The organism is Pseudomonas sp. SMV7 (assembly GCF_052041995.1).
Lineage (GTDB): Bacteria > Pseudomonadota > Gammaproteobacteria > Pseudomonadales > Pseudomonadaceae > Aquipseudomonas.
This window is the reverse complement of record NZ_JBKGGT010000030.1, coordinates 21,995-38,715: the sequence shown is the minus strand read 5'-3', so window position 1 is coordinate 38,715 and position 16,721 is coordinate 21,995. Positions and strand designations below refer to the sequence as shown.

Below are 16,721 nucleotides of genomic sequence, written 5' to 3'. Positions count from 1 at the left end.
CAGGAAAATGAATCAACTGACCTGGAGCGGTGGGTAAAGCGGTGCTGCTTTGGAAAAGCAGAAGAAAAGCCGAGCACCCATTGGAATGCTCCAGAATACGCGGATATCGCTTTTGCCGAACTCAATGCTGCCACGTTAGGCGTACAAGCGAAGTTTAATTTTGAGTCGCGCTTGGCAACTGATCCAGGCCTTCCGAAAATCGGTGGCTTGATTAGTGTCGAAATGATTAGGGAGCTAAAATTTGTGATCGCGTTGCCTATGTATGACGAACGGTCTTCGGGATATCGCTGGAACTTAATTGTGCATCGTCATGGTGACGGCAACCACCCTGATTACCTTGGCGGGGAAACTATTGCTTCGGGAAACTTTTTTGCACCCTCTGAAGAACCTCTCACGCCGTCCTCTGCATTTTCAAGCTTTGCATCATCGCGAATACCCGACTTCGACCAAAAATATTCTATTAGCAAGAGGCGAAAATCTTATCCTGGCGGACTCTGCGAGCTAGAGATTTCTGGCTCGATATCGCTCATGGCGACATTAGGAAAGCATACGATCCTGGCGGCTACGCTGTTGGTAATGTACTGGCCGGATAGGCGCCAACCAAGTGGCTACGTTGAGGTTTGTGTCAGGGAGATTAACGAGTGAAGCCTGATAATAAGGTTTTGTGGGAGCGTGCTTTAGGCTGGAGCCATGACCTTCCCACGGTGCATGAAATACCGAAGTGGCGGAAAGTGTGGGCGAGTGTCAAGCCGTCACCCAACTACTTCGATGATGTTTATCTCGAGTTGCCACGGAGCAGCAGCGTCCTCCGGGGTGTCATATTTTTAGTCGGGACCCCGGGGTTGATTTTCATTCTAGGGCTGACGCTTTGCCTGTACTGGAGTCTTTTGCAGGACGGTTGGCAGCGCGATTGGATAATAAACGTATCAATAATTTTCCCTCCGATAATATTGTGGGCTTTGATTCCCTACATCAGACTTGACCTGGTTGCGCCTAGAGATGAACCAATTCGCCTCAATCGACTTCGCCAAAAGATATATATTTATGAGTTTCGATATGACCGTATATTCATCTTCAGTCGCAAACGCTGGGGCGTAAAACCGGTCGCCTACAACTGGGACGACGTAACCGCCGAAGTCTACCGAGTCTACGCCCCCGGCCACGGTGGCCTGATCGAAAACGTCATGCTGTCGGTCCGCAACCCGGAAACCAACGAAGTCATCGACCGCGTGTTCTTCGCTCATGACCTCTACCGTGGCGAAGCTTACTGGGCCATCGCCCGGCTGTTCATGCAGCAAGGCCCTGAAGCCCTGCCGAAATTCATCCATCCACCCCGTGACTGGAACGATGACGATGGCCTGAGCCACATGCATTGCCTGGCGCCAAAGGTTCTTTGGCCGGAAGACATTGACCGTGAATCCCGAACTGCCCCATCTGAAGGTGAGGCCCGATGAAACCCGTGATACTCGTAGGCCATCGGCATGTCTGCCCGCTGCATGGCACCAACCAGGTGGAAAGCGGCAGTTCCGCGTACACCTTCAATGGCAAGCCGGTCGCCAGAGTGGGAGACCGCACCACGTGTGGTGCCGTAATAATCAGTGGTGCTGCGCACTTCATGATTGAAGGTGCAGCCGTGGCGCGCAAAGGCGATCGAACCGACCATGGTGGTGTGCTGGAAGAGGGCGATGCTGGCTGGATGCTGGATTGACGCTAACGCTTGCCCAGGTCTCTGTGTCAACCCAACCATCCTGGCCTGCTTCGCGGGCCAGCCCGTGCCTATCCCGACCGCGCTGGCTTGCTGATCTGTTTGCCGGCCTGGGCCGCAACTTCCAGCGCCTGGCCGTCGCGCTGCTTGCCCTGGCGCGCCAGACCTTCGAGTTGGGGTATCAGCATGCCCTCCGGCAAGTGTCGCCAGAATCGTCCCGGCATGTGCAGACGCAAGGCATCGGGATTGAGGCGCGCAGGGTTGAAGGTATGGCGGTAATAGGTGCGCCATAGCTCGACACCCGGGTCATCGGCGTTGCGCGCCCAGCGGCGCCAGGCTTCGGGACACTGCCGATGGTATTCGAACGCCTGGCCGTCGAAGCGTATGCCATCGCCCGGGGTGGCGATCAACCAGCGCAGGCGCCCCAGGCGGTCGGCGAAGTGCGGGCTGGCGCTTTCGAGGATGTCGTGGGCCGGCTCGTGGTAAGCCACAAGGTCCAGCTGCAGGTGGGCCGCCACGGCGTCCGGCAACGGCACGAAACGCACAAAGGCGTGCAAGTGATCCGCCTCGCGGCTGACCTGCTTGATCCGCCGATGCAGTTCGCTGCCCAGCCGATCCCCCGCCAGCATTGCGGTGCGGTCGCCGTGGGCCACACGCCAGAGCACCTCATACAGCAGGTTCCAGCGTTGCTCGCCACGGTAGCGGGCGGCCTGTTCCAGCAGCGTCAGCAGCGTCGCCGGTACCTTGGCCCGGAAAGGACCGGGGCCTTGCGGGAGCGGAGTGGGTACGGCCAGCAAGTCAGCCATCGGCCCCTGCGACCAAGTGACCTCCGCGGGGTCGATACCATGCCCCAACAGCACGCGCGCCTGCTCACGCCAGGTTGCGAACAGGTCATCGCAGTCCAGCGCGATCATCCCCACAACCCCATCTGCATCGGTGCCTGTGGCTCGCGCAGACGGGCCCGCAACAAGCCGCTGCGCAGCTCGGCCTGGGCCGGGCGGTAGTCACTGGTGACAATGAACGGCCGCGCCTTGTCCAGCACGCAACGCAGCTGGATCAGGTCGTCATAGCGGATGCGCCGCTCGCGCCGCAGCGCGACCAGGCGCTGGACGCTGCGCAGGCCGATGCCCGGAATGCGCGCCAGCAGCGCGGGTTCAGCGCGGTTCACATCCAGCGGAAAGACCTCTCGGTTGGCCAGTGCCCAGGCCAGCTTGGGGTCAATGTCCAATGCCAGGTTACCGCCCTGGCCGAGCAGCTCCCCGGCCTGGTAGCCATAACCACGCAGCAGGAAGTCGGCCTGGTACAGGCGGTGCTCGCGCAGCAGCGGCGGTGCCGCCAGGGGCACGCTGCCCGGGCTGTCGGGGATCGGGCTGAAGGCAGAGTAGTAAACGCGCTTGAGACCGTAGCCCTGGTACAGCGACTCGGCGTTGCGCAGCAGGGTGCTGTCGTCGGTATTGTCGGCACCAACGATCACCTGGGTGCTCTGCCCGGCGGGGGTGAAGCGCGGGGCCTTGGGTTCGTTGGCCACGGCTTGCTGGCCCTGGTGGATGACGCCCATTGCCTGGCGAATGGTGTGGGCCTGCTTTTCCGGCGCCAGGCGTTTCAGGCTGGCGTCGGTGGGCAGTTCGATGTTGACACTGAGGCGGTCGGCCAGGCGACCGGCCTCTTCGATCAACAGCGGGTCGGCATCGGGAATGGTCTTGAGGTGGATGTAGCCGCGGAAGTGGTGTTCTTCACGCAGCAGGCGGGCCACGCGGATCAACTGCTCCATGGTGTAGTCGGCCGAGCGGATGATGCCGGAACTGAGGAACAGGCCGCTGATGCAGTTGCGCCGGTAGAAATCCAGGGTCAGGCGCACCACTTCCTCGGGGGTGAAACGGGCGCGGGGCACGTTGCTGGAGCGACGGTTCACGCAGTACTGGCAGTCGTACAGGCAGAAATTGGTCAGCAGCACCTTGAGCAGCGACACGCAGCGGCCATCGGGGGTGTAGCTGTGGCAGATGCCCATGCCGTTGGTGGCACCCAGGCCATCCCCACCCCGCGAATTGCGCTTGGGCGCGCCGCTGCTGGCACAGGAGGCGTCGTACTTGGCGGCGTCGGCGAGGATGCCGAGTTTGGCAATGAGTTGCATGGCGTCATACCGGATACTGATTATTCATACAGTATTTTGAGCAGGCGCCGATTGCAAGTGGATTTGAAGTTCAGGCAGTTCATCGCCACCTGTGGCACCCGCCCGAACGGCGACCCGAAGCAGGCGCAGAAGGTGTGGCGCTCAATATTCCTGAAGCGCCGCTGCGCCCTAAGGTTGCGGCGGGCGGCGCAACGCTGGCGGGTTACCGACAGGGCTCGCCCAGGCGAAGTGATAGACATGCCGGGGCGCTGCCGCTTGGCATTCGCCAGTGTCGGCATCGGCGGCGACCACATACCACTCGGCGCGCGAGGTTTTGCCGAGCCTGCGCGCCTTCTCGGCACTGAAGCAGCGGCCCAGGGCGGTGGCCGGGACCAAGGCGTAGGCCGCAGGGTGACGGCGCAGCCAGTAGGCGGCCGTATCTGCCGTGGATTGCCCGCTGAAGCCGAAGTGCACGATAGGTTGCCGGGCGAACAGCCAATGCCCCTCGCGCCAGTCGACCAGCACCAGTTCGGCACCGCCGGTGACGCGCGCGGCTTCGCTCATCAGGGCGTCATGTGGGTTGCGGCCTTCTTTCAACGGCTCGACCCAGCCGCGTGCGAACCATAGCGCGAACCATGCCAGGGCCACGGTCATCAAGCCCTTGCGCCAGGCCGGCCGACGCTGCAGCCAACGCCTGAGCAGCCAGGGCAGGAGCGGCGCGACAGCCAGCACCAGGCCTGGCAGCGCCGGGAAGATATACAGCTTGCGCTTGCCACTGCTGAGGCTGAAGAACAGCAGCACCAGCGCCACCCAGCCGAGCAGCAACAGGAAGCGCCCATCGCGCTTCTGCAGCTGCCGATGCCAGGCCGGTACCAGCCAGGGCAACGCCAGCACCAGTGGCAGCCAGTATTTTGGGATGACCTTGACGAAGAAGTACCAGAACGGCTCACGGTGGTCCCAGGCATTGGTATAGCGGCCAGCGGTCTGGCGCAACAGGATTTCCTTCAGGTAGGCCAGTTCTGCCGCGCCGCCTCCCTGGGCAACCGACACCAGCAGCGGCAACAGCCATACCGCGCAACCGGCCAGCAGGCATAACAAGCCCAGGCTCCAGCGCCGAGCCTGGCCGGGCATCGCCACCACGCCGTGCCAATGCTGGCGCACCGCCCAGGCATACGGCAGCAATACCAGCGCAGGCACAAAGCCCACGCCCTTGCTGATGATACCCAGGCCCATGGCCGCGCAAGCCAGGTAGAACCAACCCCAGGCCGGCCCCAGCAGCAGGTGGCGCAGCAGGCCGTAGAGGCCCAGCGCCACCCACAGGCACAGAAAGCTGTCGATCTGCCCGGTGCGCAGGATGCTGTAGCTTTGGTAGGTGGCGAGGAACAGCAGGGCGGCGATCACGCCGATGCGCCGGTTCCACAGGCGCCGCCCCAGGTCGTGCAGCACCCAGGCTATGGTCGCTGCCGATAACAGCCCGGGCAGGTACAGGGCGATGCCAGGCGAGCCGGTCAGGTTGCTGAACAGGGCGACGGTCCACATGAACAGCGGTGGCTTGTCACCATAGATTTCAGCCGCCCGGTGCGGGATGAACCAGTGACCGCTCTGCAGCATTTCCAGGGCAACGCCAAGAAAGCGCTCCTCATCCACATTCATCGGCTGACGCCAGCCGATACCCGCACCCACCAGCACCAGCGCCAGGGCCACCAGAGCCAGGCGTTCGGCCATGAGCGTATCGAACCTTGGCACGGGCTATTCCTTCTGTTGCGGGTGGCGGGCGATCAGCTGCAGGTTGCGCAGGTAGACCAGGAAACCGAAGCTCTGGCCAATGATGAACACCGGGTCCTGGCGATAGATGGCGTAGGCCAGCAGCAGCGCACTGCCGAGGATGCTCAGGTACCAGAAACCCACCGGGATGAGGCTGCGGCGCTTGATCTCGCTGTACAGCCACTGCAGCACGAAGCGCCCGGTGAACACCACCTGACCAGCGAAACCGATGATCAGCCACAGGCTTTCACGGGTCATCCTTCGAGCTCCTGCGGGCGCGTATCCAGGCGCGTGCGACGGATCAGCCACCAGACCCCGAACAGGTCGAGAATGCCAACCAGGGCGCGGTCCAGATTGCCGTACTTGGACACCCCGGCCTGACGCGGCCGGTGGTTGACCGGGTGAACCAGCATGCGCCCGTTGTGGCGCAGGATCAGCGCCGGAATGAAGCGGTGCATGTGGTCGAAGTAAGGCAGGCGCAGGAAGGCCGCGCGCTCGACCAGTTTCAACCCGCAGCCGGTGTCGGGCGTAGCATCCCTGAGCAGGCGGCGGCGCAGGCCGTTGGCAAGGCGCGAGGCCCAGCGCTTGCTGGCGCTGTCGCGGCGGTTGACCCGGTGCCCCGCCACCAGCTTGAGGCTGCTGCCGGCCAGATGCTGGTTGGCGTGTACCAGGGCCAGCATGCCGGGAATATCCGCCGGGTCGTTCTGCCCGTCGCCGTCAAGGGTGGCCAGCCACTGGCCGCGCGCCGCTTCGGCGGCGTGCCACAGTGAGGTGCTCTGGCCCAGCGAGCGCTCGTGGCGGAGCACCCGCAATTGCGGGTAACCCTGGCTTTTCAATTGCAGCAGGACGCTCAGGGTGTGGTCGCTGCTGCCGTCATCGACCACCAGCACCTCGTAGGCTTGCGCCGTCAGCGCAGCGCGGATTTCCTGCAACAGTGACGGCAGGTTGTCGGCCTCGTTCCTGGCCGGAATGAGTACCGAAAGCTCAAGTGGGACTGTCATGGGGGGCTTGTGATCCTGTTGTGGTTGGGCGGTTCAGACCCGGTAGTAGTCGCGGTACCAGGCCACGAACGCATTGACGCCGTGTGCCAGCGATGTGCCGGGGGTGTAGCCGATCCAGCGCTGCAGCCCGCCGATATCGGCACAGGTTTGCACCACGTCGCCGGGTTGCAGTGGCAGGTAGTCGCGCTGGGCCTGGATGCCCAGGGACTGCTCCAGGCATTCGATGAACTGCAGCAGCCGTACCGGCTGGCCACGGCCGATGTTGAACAACTGACAGGGCGGTTGCCCCCCGGCCGGCACTGGCGGCTTCAGGCGCAAGCGCACGATGCTCTCGACGATGTCGTCGATGTAGGTGAAGTCGCGAGCCATCAGGCCGTTGTTGTAGACCGCGATCGGCCGGCCTTCGAGAATGGCGCGGGTGAATGTGAACAGGGCCATGTCCGGGCGGCCCCAGGGGCCGTAGACGGTGAAGAAACGCAGCCCGGAGGTCGGCAGCTGGTACAGGTGGGCATAGCTGTGCGCCATCAGTTCGTTGGCGCGTTTGCTGGCGGCATAGAGCGACAGCGGCTGCTCGACCCGGTCATCGACGCTGAACGGCAGCTTGGCGTTGGCCCCGTACACCGAGCTGCTGGAGGCATAGATGAAGTGGCGCGGTGGGCGCTGGCGGCAGGCCTCGAGCACATTGAGAAAGCCCACCAGGTTGGCCTGCCCATAAGCCCCGGGGTTGTCCAGCGAATAACGCACCCCGGCCTGCGCTGCCAGGTGGATCACTTCACTGAACGGCTGCGCCGCGAACAACTGTTGCAGCACTGTCGGGTGGGTAATGTCGAGGGTGTGGAAGCGGAAGTTGGCGAAGTCGAACAGCTGCTGCAAGCGTGCCAGCTTCAGCTTGACGCTGTAGTAGGCATTGAGGTTGTCGATGCCGACCACCTCGATGCCCGCCTCGCACAGGCGCCGCGCCACGTGGTAGCCGATGAACCCGGCCACGCCGGTAATCAGTACGGGCATGCGGGTTGCCCCTGGCCACGGCCGATGCCGTAGTAGGTCAGGCCAGCGGCGGCCATGTGCTCCGGCTCGAACAGGTTGCGCCCGTCGAATACCACGCGGTCGGCCAATTGCTGGAGCACCTTGTCCAGGTCGAGTACGCGGTAATCCTGCCATTCGGTGACGATCACCAAGGCATCGGCGCCGCGTAGCGCATCGTCCTTGCAGGGCACCAGGCGCAGGTCGCGGCGCGTGCCATAGTGCCGCTGGATCTCCTCCATGGCCTGTGGGTCATGTGCCTGTACCCGCGCACCGGCGGCCCACAATGCTTCCAGCAGCACCCGGCTGGAGGCTTCGCGAATGTCGTTGGTGTTGGGCTTGAATGACAACCCCCACAAGGCGAAGACCTTGCCTCGCACGCCACCTGGGTAATGGCGCTGGATCTTGCTGAACAGCCGGCCCTTTTGCCGCTCGTTGACCGACTCCACCGCACGCAGCAGCTGCGGCTCGAAGCCTTCGGCCTCGGCGCTGCGGCGCAGGGCCTGCAGGTCCTTGGGGAAGCACGAGCCACCGAAGCCGCAGCCGGCATAGATGAAGTCGTAGCCGATGCGCGGATCAGAACCGATGCCACGGCGCACCATCTCGATGTCGGCGCCCAGGTGCTCGGCCAGGTTGGCGATTTCGTTGATGAACGAGATCTTGGTCGCCAGCATGCAGTTGGCCGCGTACTTGGTCAGCTCGGCGCTGCGTGCGTCCATGACCATGAGCTTTTCGCGGTTGCGGCTGAACGGCAGGTACAGCTCGCGCAGCAGTTCCACCTCGGCAGGTTCCGCGCCACCGATGATGATGCGCTCCGGGCGCATGCAATCGTCCACGGCCGAGCCCTCCTTGAGGAACTCGGGGTTGCTGATGACCTGGAAGCGGCGAGTGTCGCCCACGGCCTGGGCGATGCGCGCCTTGATGCGGTGCACCGTGCCGACGGGGACGGTGGATTTGTTGACGATCACCTTAGGAGCGTCGGCATGTTCGAGGATGCTGTCGACCACTGCGAACACGTGCCTGAGGTCGGCGCTGCCATCGGCCTGTGGCGGGGTGCCGACCGCGATGAACTGCACCCTGGCATAGTTGGCCGCTTCGCTGGCGTCGGTGGTGAAGCGCAGCCGACCACAAGCCAGGTTGTTCACCAGCATTGGCGCCAGGCCCGGCTCGAAAATCGGACAGTGGCCTTCATTCAGGGCGGCGACCCGCGCGGCGTCGACATCCATGCACAACACCGAATGCCCCACCTGGGCCAGGCACACTGCCTGGGTGAGGCCAACATAACCGGTACCGAAAACCGTGACCTTCATTTGACAGCTCCTTGGCGAGAAAGCTGAAAAAAAATGTCACATTGTTGTTTAGGAATTGTTACCTGTGCTGATCGCCGCTTGCTGGGCCACCGCCCAGAGCTGTTGGCGGAACCACCGCCGCAGGGGATCGGCATGGGTGCGCTCGTGCCAGATCTGCATCACCTCGATGCCCGGCAGCGTCAGCGGCAGCGGGTACATCACCAGGTCGTCATCGCGCGCGCTGGCTTCCACGGCCAGCGAGCGCAGGCAGGTCAGCAGCAAGTCGGTGCCGCGCAGCAAGCGCGCCGGGGCGATGAAACTGGACAAGCCCGCTACCACCCGTCGCTGCTTGCCTTGGCTGCGCAGCGCGCGGTCGACCAGGCCGTCGAGGTCGCCGGTGAGGGTGGTGAGCAGATGGTCGCTGGCGAGGAAGGTGTCGAGGTCCAGGCCTTTGCCCAGGCCTGGATGGCTGCGTGACGCCAACACCACCAGTTGTTCGTTGAGCAGGCGCTGCTGGTGGAAGGTGTCCGGCAGGTCGGTATAGAACCCGGCAACGGCGAGGTCACAGGTGCCTTTCTCCAGCGCTTCGCGGGGTAGTTGGCCACGGGTGTTGTGGGTCACCAGGGTCAGGTTAGGTGCCTGGCTGCGCAGCAGCGGCAGCAGCCTGGGTAACAGGGTCTGCTCGACATAATCGGTGCTGTACAGGTGCAGCCGGGCAGGGCGGGCGAGGAAGTCCTGGCCTTCGCAACGTTCATAGAAGCCTTCCAGGCTCACCACCAGGCGTTCCACCTGGGGTGCCAGTTCATGGGCGCGCGGCGTGGGCGTCAGGCCGCGGGGCGCGCGGACGAACAAGGGGTCGCCGAACTGATGACGCAGCTTGTTCAGTTTGTGGCTGAGCGCAGGCTGGCTCAGCGCCATGCGCTGGGCGGCGAGGGTGGCATTGCGTTCCTGATACAGCACATGGAACAGGTACAGCAGGTTGAAGTCTTTGCTGGCGATATTCATTTTCTGGATTACAGGCATGCAAGCTTTCGAATTATCGAATCATAGCCTGGCCACTAGCATGAGCGCATCGGGTCGCCCTGTACGGATGGCCCATGAGTTGATCGAGGAGATTGCTGCATGATCCAGATGTCCAGGCTTGCCCTTGCCGTGGCTGCCTCCCTGCTTGCCGCCGGTACCCAGGCCGCGCCCAGGGGCGAGGTGCTGGTGCTATTGTCCAGCGAGCGCCAGCTGCCGTTGCAGGACGGCCAACGCTACCCCACCGGTTATTACCTCAACGAGTTCGGCGTGCCAGCCGACCAGTTGCTCAAGGCTGGTTACAAGCTGGTGCTGGTAACGCCGAAGGGCAACGCCCCGAGCGTCGACCCGCGTTCGATCGACCCGAGCTATTTTGGCGGCGATGCAGCCGAGATGAAGCGCATCGAAAAGGTCGTCCAAAACCTGCCCGGTATCGACGATACCCTGTCGGTGAGCGAGGTACTGGCAGGCGACCCAAGCCGTTATGCCGGGCTGTTCATCCCCGGTGGCCATGCCCCCTTGATCGACCTCGCCAACAACCCCGAGGTTGGCACCTTGCTGCGCTATTTCCACCAGGCCGGCAAACCTACCGCAGCCATCTGCCACGGCCCCATCGCCCTGCTCGCCGCCCAGCAGGACCCGGCAGGCTACCAGGCCGCGCTGGCGCGGGGCGACAAGCCGGCAGCCAAGGACTGGGTGTACAAGGGTTACCGGATGACCATTTTCTCCGACCCGGAAGAGCAGGTATTCGAGGGCTCGCTCAACGGCCAGCGGCTGTTGTTCTACCCGGCTGGCGCCATGGCGATGGCGGGAGGTGACATGGGTTACGCCGAGGCCTGGCAACCTAATGTGGTGGTGGACCGCGAACTGATCACCGGGCAGAACCCGTTCTCGGACAAAGCGCTGGCCAAGGCATTGCTGGAAAAACTGGCCGAACAGGCCCGGCGCCCCGAACAGGGCAACTAGACTTAGCAGTGGCCTGCACCGGGTAGCGCCCGGCAGGCCAATACTATCCAACCGACCACCGCCTCCCCGGAGCGGACGTCCCTCGCTGGCGATGGCCTTCTTGCAGAGGAGGGCAGGTCATGGACGAGGCAAGGCTTCACGATTTCATGGGCAAGCTGGTGGGCGACATGGGCGCGGCGGCGACCCTGGCCAATGTGATCCTCGGCGACGAACTGGGGTTGTACCGGGCCATGGCCGACAGCCAGCCAACCACCCCCGAGGCATTGGCGGCAAAGACCGGTTGCCACCCACGGCTGGTGCGCGAGTGGCTCAGCGCCCAGGCCGCGTCGGGCTACATGGTGCACGACCACGGCCGCTTCGTATTGCCCGAAGAACAGGCCATGGCCCTGGCGCTGGAAGACTCCCCGGCCTACATGGCCGGTGGCGCGGCGGTAGTGGCGGCGCTGTTCCATGACAAGGACAAGCTGGTTGCGGCAATGCGCGGTGACGGCGGGTTGGCCTGGGGGGACCATCACCCGTGCATGTTCAGCGGCACCGAGCGGTTCTTCCGGCCGGGTTACCGCACTTTTCTGGTGTCCGAGTGGCTACCGGCGCTCGAGGGCGTGGTGGCCAGGTTGCAGGCGGGCGCCAAGGTCGCTGACGTCGGCTGCGGGCATGGTGCTTCGACGCTGGTCATGGCCGAGGCGTTCCCGGCCTCCACCTTCATTGGCTACGACTACCACGGGCCTTCCATCACCACGGCCAACGAACGCGCACGCGAAGCGGGGTTGGTGGGGCGGGTCACGTTTCAGCAGGCCACCGCCAAGGACTATCCGGGGCATGACTATGACCTGGTGTGCTTCTTCGACTGCTTGCACGACATGGGCGACCCGGTGGGGGCAGCAAAACATGCTTGTCGCGCGTTGAAGGCTGACGGCACGGTGATGCTGGTGGAACCCTATGCCGAGGACTCGCTGGAGGGCAACCTGACGCCGGTCGGGCGCTTGTTCTATGCCGCGTCGACCTTCATCTGCACGCCGAACTCGTTATCCCAGGAGGTGGGCCTGGGGCTGGGGGCGCAGGCCGGGGAGGCGCGCTTGCGTGCGGTGTTCGAGGAGGCGGGGTTCAGCCGGTTCCGGCGGGCGACGCAGACACCGTTCAACCTGATCCTCGAGGCCCGGAAATAGGGAGGCTCCTCGCTGGATGGTCAATTGTAGGAGCGGATTTATTCGCGAAGCAGGCGGCGCGGTGGATAGCACCCACCTGGCTTGCCGGCGATGAGGCCGGACAGGCAAAAAGAAGGGGCGCCTGAACGGCGCCCCCCTTTTTTTTGCCGCTTAGGCTTCAGCGTCCCACGGACGATCGCCTTTCTCATCCTTGATGCGGGTCGGCAGGCCCATCACGTCCAGCGCCTTGAGGAACGGCTCGGCTGGCAGCTCCTCGACGTTGACCATGCGCTTGGCATCCCACTCGCCACGGGCAACCAGCAGGGCGGCAGCCACCGGCGGCACCCCGGCGGTGTAGGAAATACCCTGGCTGTCGGTCTCGGCGTAGGCTTCTTCGTGGTCGGCCACGTTGTAGATGAACACTTCGCGCGGCTGGCCATCCTTGGTGCCCTTGACCAGGTCGCCGATGCAGGTCTTGCCGGTGTAGCCCGGAGCCAGCGAGGCGGGGTCCGGCAATACGGCCTTGACCACCTTCAGCGGTACCACTTCCAGGCCTTCGGCGGTTTTCACCGGTTGCTCGGAGAGCAGGCCCAGGTTCTTCAGCACGGTGAACACGTTGATGTAGTGTTCGCCGAAGCTCATCCAGAAACGCACGTTCGGCACGTTGAGGTTCTTCGAAAGCGAGTGAACTTCATCATGGCCGGTCAGGTACAGGTTCTGCGAACCGACTACTGGCAGGTCGTCGGTACGCTTGACTTCGAACATGCTGTTGCTGGTCCACTGGCTGTTCTGCCAGCTCCAGACTTGCCCGGTGAATTCGCGGAAGTTGATTTCCGGGTCGAAGTTGGTGGCAAAGTACTTGCCATGCGAACCGGCATTGACATCGAGAATGTCGATCGAGTCAATGCTGTCGAAATACTGTTGCTGCGCCAGTTTGGCGTAGCTGTTCACCACACCCGGGTCGAAGCCGACGCCGAGAATGGCGGTAATGTTCTTGGCCTGGCACTCTTCGAGGTGTTTCCACTCGTAGTTGCCGTACCACGGCGGGGTCTCGCAGATCTTGCCCGGCTCTTCGTGGATGGCGGTGTCCAGGTAGGCGACACCGGTATCGATGCAGGCACGTAGCACCGACATGTTGAGGAAGGCGGAACCGACGTTGATCACGATCTGCGATTCGGTCTCGCGGATCAGTGCCTTGGTCGCCTCGACATCAAGGGCATTGAGCGAGAAGGCCTGGATGTCGGCGGGTACCTTGAGGCTACCCTTGGCCTTGACGCTGTCGATGATGGCCTGGCATTTGGAGATGTTCCGTGACGCGATAGCGATACGACCCAGTTCGTCGTTATGCTGCGCGCACTTGTGGGCCACCACCTTGGCGACACCTCCTGCACCAATGATAAGAACGTTCTTCTTCAATTTATCCCTTGCTCCTTACTGAAAGCCGGTCTTACGACAGGCTGGAAACGTAGTCTTCGAAACCGAACTCGCGCACCACTTCGACGCTGCCGTCGAGTTGCTTGACCACGATGGATGGCATTTTCAGACCGTTGAACCAGTTTTTCTTGACCATGGTGTAACCCGCTGCGTCAACGAACGACAGGCGATCGCCGATGGCCAGCGGGCGGTCGAATTGGTATTCGCCGAAAATGTCGCCGGCCAGGCACGACTTGCCACAGACCATGTAGGTATGGGCACCGTCGTTCGGGGCCATCTTGGCGTTGAGGCGATAGATCAGCAGGTCGAGCATGTGCGCTTCGATCGAGCTGTCGACCACGGCCAGGTGCTTGCCGTTGTACAACGTGTCGAGCACGGTCACTTCCAGCGAGGCGCTGTTGGTGATGGCCGCTTCGCCCGGCTCCAGGTACACCTGCACGGCGTATTTTTCCGAGAAGGCTTTCAGGCGTGCGCAGAAGGCGTCCAGGGCATAGTCTTCACCGGTGAAATGGATGCCGCCACCGAGGCTGACCCATTCGACCTGGTGCAGCAGGTGGCCGAAGCGTTCCTCGATGTGGCTGAGCATCTTGTCGAACAGGCCGAAGTCACCGTTTTCGCAGTTGTTGTGGAACATGAAGCCGGAGATCTGCGAGATCACCTGTTCGACCTTGGCCGGGTCCCATTCGCCCAGGCGGCTGAACGGGCGGGCCGGGTCGGCCAGCAGGTAGTCGGAACTGCTGACCTGCGGGTTGACACGCAGGCCACGGACCTTGCCTTCGGACTGTTCGGCGAAGCGCTGCAGCTGGCCGATGGAGTTGAAGATGATCTTGTCGCAGTTCTCGAGCATTTCCTCGACCTCGTCGTCGGCCCAGGCCACGCTGTAGGCGTGGGTCTCGCCGGCGAACTTCTGGCGGCCGAGCTTGAGCTCGTACAGCGAGGAAGAGGTGGTGCCGTCCATGTACTGTTGCATCAGGTCGAAGACCGACCAGGTGGCAAAGCACTTGAGGGCGAGCAGGGCATTGGCACCGGAGTGTTCGCGCACGTAGGCGATCTTCTCCATGTTGCCCAGCAGCTTGGTTTTATCGATGAGGTAGTACGGCGTCTTGATCATTTAAAGGCCCCCGGCCAGGCCGGCCAAAAAAAGGACACGCATTGTGCCTTCACTTGCCGCAGACCGAAAGGGCGGGATATGCATTTCGTCAGGGTTGCTGACCTTGCAGTGGCTTTTCCGGTCGTGGCGGGCTCAGTAGAACATGCTCATGTGACCATCCTGGTCATTATCCATGACCTCGGGGATTGACCTGAGCCATTGGTCAGGGCGAGGCAATCATCTGCCAGGTCAGGTCTCCAACATTGGGCATTCTTTGGTTCAGGAGACGGAGCATGACCAAGCATCACGACAACGGCCACGGTTTTGCCGATGATCCGCAGAGGGTTCATGACGCGGGACGCAAGGGCGGGTCTGGCAAGGACCTGAAACAGGACCGTGCGGAGAAAGCACGGGTGGGCGGGCAACACAGCCACGGCGGTTCGCGTCGGCGCGGCGAAGGCTGACTTCGCCGCGCCAGCGCTTCAGTCGGCCACGGCCAGCCAGGCGTGGATCTGCGCCAGGGTAGCGGTGGCCCCGCCACACACGACCACCAGCACGTTACGGTAGCCGGCCAGCGCGACTGCGTCATGTGCCAACGCCAGCGCGGCACCGCAGGCCGGTTCTACCAGCACACGATGGTCCAGCAGGAAGCGCTCGCAGGCTTCGAGTGCGGCACGGTCGCTGACCACATGGCTATGCAGCGGGTGCCGGGCTGCGCAGGCCAGCGCCTGATCGGCGACACGCTTTGCCCCCAGCGACGTGGCCACCGAGTCGATACGGTCCAGCTCCACCGGGTGCCCTGCCTGCAAGGCCGCATGCAGCGACGCCGCGCCTGTGGTCTCCACCGCCAGCACCGGCACATCACCCCAGCCATTGCGTTGCAACCCCTCGACCACCCCGCAGAGCAGGCCGCCACCGCCTACCGACAGTACCACCGCATCCGGCTTCAGGCCGGCCTCGGCAACTTCATCCACCAGGCTGGCGTGCCCGGCCCACAGCAGCGGGTCGTCGAACGGGTGGATGAAAGCATCGCCCTGGCCGACCAGCGTTTGCGCCAGGCTGTTGGCTTCCTGCCAGGAACTACCGTGGACTACCACCTTGGCGCCTTCCAGGCGTAGCAGTTCCCGGGCCCGCTCGGTGGTGGTTTCGGGCACCACCACGGTCACCGGCACGCCCAGCTTGCGCCCGGCATAGGCGACCGCAAGGCCGGCATTGCCGCCCGAGGAGGACACGAAATGCCGCGCGCCACGGGCATGCTGCACTTCGCAGGCATGGCCGACCCCGCGCAACTTGAAAGACCCGCAGGGCTGCAGGGCGTCGAGCTTGAGCCAGATGTTGCACCCGGCTGCCAGCGACAGCGGGCGGGATTCGATCAAGGGGGTAGGGATATGCAAGGTCATCGGCTGGCTCCGCGCAGTTGGTCGAGGTAGTTGTAAATGGTGTAGCGGGTCACCCCCAGGGCACTGGCAGCTTTTTCCACCCCGCCCTTGACGATGAACAGGCCACGCTCCTGCATCACCCGCACGGCCTCGACCTTGGCCTGCTTGTTCATCCGCCCCTGGCCGCTGCGCTGCAGCGAGGTCTGGATGATTTCGCTCATCAGCAGCTCCATGTCGGCGGGCTCGTTGTTGGTGGTCGGGGCCGTAGCCAATGGCTGGAACTACTGGAGAAAGCTCATGGCGGCGTCCAGGCCGGTGACATCGGTATTGACGCAAAGGCTGGCGAAGGGGTGGCCGGTGCTGTCACGGAAGATTGCCGTGGCGCTGCGCAAGGTGCGGCCTCTGAGGGTGGTGGGGTAGTCGGGGACGACCACCGGCGCGCAGCCTTGCTGGTCGGCAGAGGCTTGCATCAGCGCCTTGAAGCCTTGGTCCTGTTCCGGGGCGGCGAGGATCGGGCTGCCGACGCTGCGGCCGGAAAGGTGGCCGTTGACGATCGCCATCACGGAGTGTTCCGGGTGGTCAAGGTCGTGCAGGAGGATTTCCAGGTTGCGTGGGGCAACGCTGCCCATGGCCTGGATGGCGGCCTTGAGCACGGTGAGGGTGAGCTGGCGTTCGGCTTTGGGTGGCAGGGACATGGCAAATCGCAAAATCAACGTTCTGTGTATTTTTACACGTGGCGTTGAATTTTGCGATTTGCTTTTTCCGGCCCCAACGCGCAGGCGAACCCGCGAATGG

Annotated in this window: 16 protein-coding genes and 2 pseudogenes; 6 read left to right on the top strand and 12 right to left on the bottom strand. The window is 63.3% G+C overall.

Annotation, left to right across the window (positions count from 1 at the left end; translation table 11 throughout):
• The 3 genes and pseudogenes from ACLEJP_RS24580 to ACLEJP_RS24570 all read left to right on the top strand — a co-directional run.
• A pseudogene (locus ACLEJP_RS24580) lies at window positions 1–645 on the top strand (oxidoreductase); the annotation flags it as partial.
• On the top strand, window positions 642–1,454 hold the full coding sequence (locus tag ACLEJP_RS24575) for a DUF6708 domain-containing protein (RefSeq protein ID WP_440810641.1): 813 nt from the start codon (window positions 642–644) through the stop codon (window positions 1,452–1,454). The pseudogene ACLEJP_RS24580 and the gene ACLEJP_RS24575, both read left to right, overlap by 4 nt.
• Window positions 1,451–1,708 carry a PAAR domain-containing protein gene (locus ACLEJP_RS24570; protein ID WP_440810639.1) on the top strand — a complete coding sequence of 86 codons (258 nt, stop codon included), beginning with the start codon at window positions 1,451–1,453 and terminating at the stop codon, window positions 1,706–1,708. Before ACLEJP_RS24575 ends, ACLEJP_RS24570 begins: the two co-directional genes overlap by 4 nt.
• Before the next feature lie 68 nt (window positions 1,709–1,776).
• Here the strand turns inward: ACLEJP_RS24570 and ACLEJP_RS24565 are convergent, their stop codons facing one another.
• The 8 genes from ACLEJP_RS24565 to ACLEJP_RS24530 all read right to left on the bottom strand — a co-directional run bounded on the left by ACLEJP_RS24565 (window position 1,777) and on the right by ACLEJP_RS24530 (window position 9,897).
• The gene (locus tag ACLEJP_RS24565; RefSeq protein WP_440810638.1) at window positions 1,777–2,625 is read right to left on the bottom strand and encodes a TIGR03915 family putative DNA repair protein; all 849 of its coding nucleotides are present in this window, start codon (window positions 2,623–2,625) and stop codon (window positions 1,777–1,779) included.
• Window positions 2,616–3,836 carry a putative DNA modification/repair radical SAM protein gene (locus ACLEJP_RS24560; protein ID WP_440810636.1) on the bottom strand — a complete coding sequence of 407 codons (1,221 nt, stop codon included), beginning with the start codon at window positions 3,834–3,836 and terminating at the stop codon, window positions 2,616–2,618. Before ACLEJP_RS24560 ends, ACLEJP_RS24565 begins: the two co-directional genes overlap by 10 nt.
• Window positions 3,837–4,004: 168 nt before the next feature.
• Window positions 4,005–5,561 (bottom strand): ArnT family glycosyltransferase, encoded by a 1,557-nt coding sequence (locus tag ACLEJP_RS24555; protein ID WP_440810634.1) that lies wholly within the window; start codon window positions 5,559–5,561, stop codon window positions 4,005–4,007.
• A gap of 3 nt (window positions 5,562–5,564) precedes the next feature.
• Window positions 5,565–5,837, bottom strand: coding sequence for a lipid-A-disaccharide synthase N-terminal domain-containing protein (locus ACLEJP_RS24550; protein WP_440810632.1), 273 nt, complete (start codon window positions 5,835–5,837; stop codon window positions 5,565–5,567).
• Window positions 5,834–6,580, bottom strand: coding sequence for a glycosyltransferase family 2 protein (locus ACLEJP_RS24545; protein ID WP_440810630.1), 747 nt, complete (start codon window positions 6,578–6,580; stop codon window positions 5,834–5,836). The genes ACLEJP_RS24550 and ACLEJP_RS24545 overlap by 4 nt, the downstream gene beginning before the upstream one ends.
• A gap of 33 nt (window positions 6,581–6,613) precedes the next feature.
• Complete coding sequence (locus tag ACLEJP_RS24540) at window positions 6,614–7,588, bottom strand: NAD-dependent epimerase/dehydratase family protein (protein ID WP_440810629.1); 975 nt, start codon at window positions 7,586–7,588, stop codon at window positions 6,614–6,616.
• Complete coding sequence (locus ACLEJP_RS24535) at window positions 7,576–8,913, bottom strand: UDP-glucose dehydrogenase family protein (protein ID WP_440810628.1); 1,338 nt, start codon at window positions 8,911–8,913, stop codon at window positions 7,576–7,578. Before ACLEJP_RS24535 ends, ACLEJP_RS24540 begins: the two co-directional genes overlap by 13 nt.
• 48 nt (window positions 8,914–8,961) lie before the next feature.
• Complete coding sequence (locus tag ACLEJP_RS24530; protein ID WP_440810626.1) at window positions 8,962–9,897, bottom strand: LysR family transcriptional regulator; 936 nt, start codon at window positions 9,895–9,897, stop codon at window positions 8,962–8,964.
• A gap of 117 nt (window positions 9,898–10,014) precedes the next feature.
• On the opposite strand from ACLEJP_RS24530, the gene ACLEJP_RS24525 reads away from it, so the two are divergent.
• On the top strand, window positions 10,015–10,878 hold the full coding sequence (locus tag ACLEJP_RS24525; protein ID WP_440810624.1) for a type 1 glutamine amidotransferase domain-containing protein: 864 nt from the start codon (window positions 10,015–10,017) through the stop codon (window positions 10,876–10,878).
• Window positions 10,879–10,997: 119 nt separating this feature from the next.
• Window positions 10,998–12,044, top strand: a complete 1,047-nt coding sequence (locus tag ACLEJP_RS24520; protein ID WP_440810622.1) for a class I SAM-dependent methyltransferase — start codon at window positions 10,998–11,000, stop codon at window positions 12,042–12,044.
• Between the two features lie 150 nt (window positions 12,045–12,194).
• Here ACLEJP_RS24520 and ACLEJP_RS24515 read toward each other — a convergent pair whose 3' ends face one another.
• A complete protein-coding gene (locus tag ACLEJP_RS24515) occupies window positions 12,195–13,439 on the bottom strand; it encodes a saccharopine dehydrogenase family protein (RefSeq protein ID WP_289131435.1) in 1,245 nt (414 codons plus the stop codon).
• Between the two features lie 31 nt (window positions 13,440–13,470).
• Window positions 13,471–14,568, bottom strand: coding sequence for a carboxynorspermidine decarboxylase (locus ACLEJP_RS24510; RefSeq protein ID WP_440810620.1), 1,098 nt, complete (start codon window positions 14,566–14,568; stop codon window positions 13,471–13,473).
• Between the two features lie 272 nt (window positions 14,569–14,840).
• On the opposite strand from ACLEJP_RS24510, the gene ACLEJP_RS24505 reads away from it, so the two are divergent.
• Complete coding sequence (locus ACLEJP_RS24505; RefSeq protein ID WP_170029725.1) at window positions 14,841–15,011, top strand: KGG domain-containing protein; 171 nt, start codon at window positions 14,841–14,843, stop codon at window positions 15,009–15,011.
• Between the two features lie 18 nt (window positions 15,012–15,029).
• Here the strand turns inward: ACLEJP_RS24505 and ACLEJP_RS24500 are convergent, their stop codons facing one another.
• The gene (locus ACLEJP_RS24500) at window positions 15,030–15,947 is read right to left on the bottom strand and encodes a pyridoxal-phosphate dependent enzyme (protein ID WP_440810618.1); all 918 of its coding nucleotides are present in this window, start codon (window positions 15,945–15,947) and stop codon (window positions 15,030–15,032) included.
• Window positions 15,944–16,621 (bottom strand): annotated as a pseudogene (locus ACLEJP_RS24495) (helix-turn-helix transcriptional regulator). Before ACLEJP_RS24495 ends, ACLEJP_RS24500 begins: the two are co-directional and overlap by 4 nt.
• Window positions 16,622–16,721 lie beyond the last annotated feature (100 nt).

Bases quoted from the DNA above. Each gene is read 5' to 3' on its own strand.
- ACLEJP_RS24510 (WP_440810620.1), bottom strand. From the start codon at position 14,568: ATGATCAAGACGCCGTACTACCTCATCGATAAAACCAAGCTGCTGGGC.
- ACLEJP_RS24535 (WP_440810628.1), bottom strand. From the start codon at position 8,913: ATGAAGGTCACGGTTTTCGGTACCGGTTATGTTGGCCTCACCCAGGCA.
- ACLEJP_RS24525 (WP_440810624.1), top strand. From the start codon at position 10,015: ATGATCCAGATGTCCAGGCTTGCCCTTGCCGTGGCTGCCTCCCTGCTT.
- ACLEJP_RS24570 (WP_440810639.1), top strand. From the start codon at position 1,451: ATGAAACCCGTGATACTCGTAGGCCATCGGCATGTCTGCCCGCTGCAT.
- ACLEJP_RS24500 (WP_440810618.1), bottom strand. From the start codon at position 15,947: ATGACCTTGCATATCCCTACCCCCTTGATCGAATCCCGCCCGCTGTCG.
- ACLEJP_RS24545 (WP_440810630.1), bottom strand. From the start codon at position 6,580: ATGACAGTCCCACTTGAGCTTTCGGTACTCATTCCGGCCAGGAACGAG.
- ACLEJP_RS24530 (WP_440810626.1), bottom strand. From the start codon at position 9,897: ATGAATATCGCCAGCAAAGACTTCAACCTGCTGTACCTGTTCCATGTG.
- ACLEJP_RS24540 (WP_440810629.1), bottom strand. From the start codon at position 7,588: ATGCCCGTACTGATTACCGGCGTGGCCGGGTTCATCGGCTACCACGTG.
- ACLEJP_RS24505 (WP_170029725.1), top strand. From the start codon at position 14,841: ATGACCAAGCATCACGACAACGGCCACGGTTTTGCCGATGATCCGCAG.
- ACLEJP_RS24520 (WP_440810622.1), top strand. From the start codon at position 10,998: ATGGACGAGGCAAGGCTTCACGATTTCATGGGCAAGCTGGTGGGCGAC.
- ACLEJP_RS24550 (WP_440810632.1), bottom strand. From the start codon at position 5,837: ATGACCCGTGAAAGCCTGTGGCTGATCATCGGTTTCGCTGGTCAGGTG.
- ACLEJP_RS24560 (WP_440810636.1), bottom strand. From the start codon at position 3,836: ATGCAACTCATTGCCAAACTCGGCATCCTCGCCGACGCCGCCAAGTAC.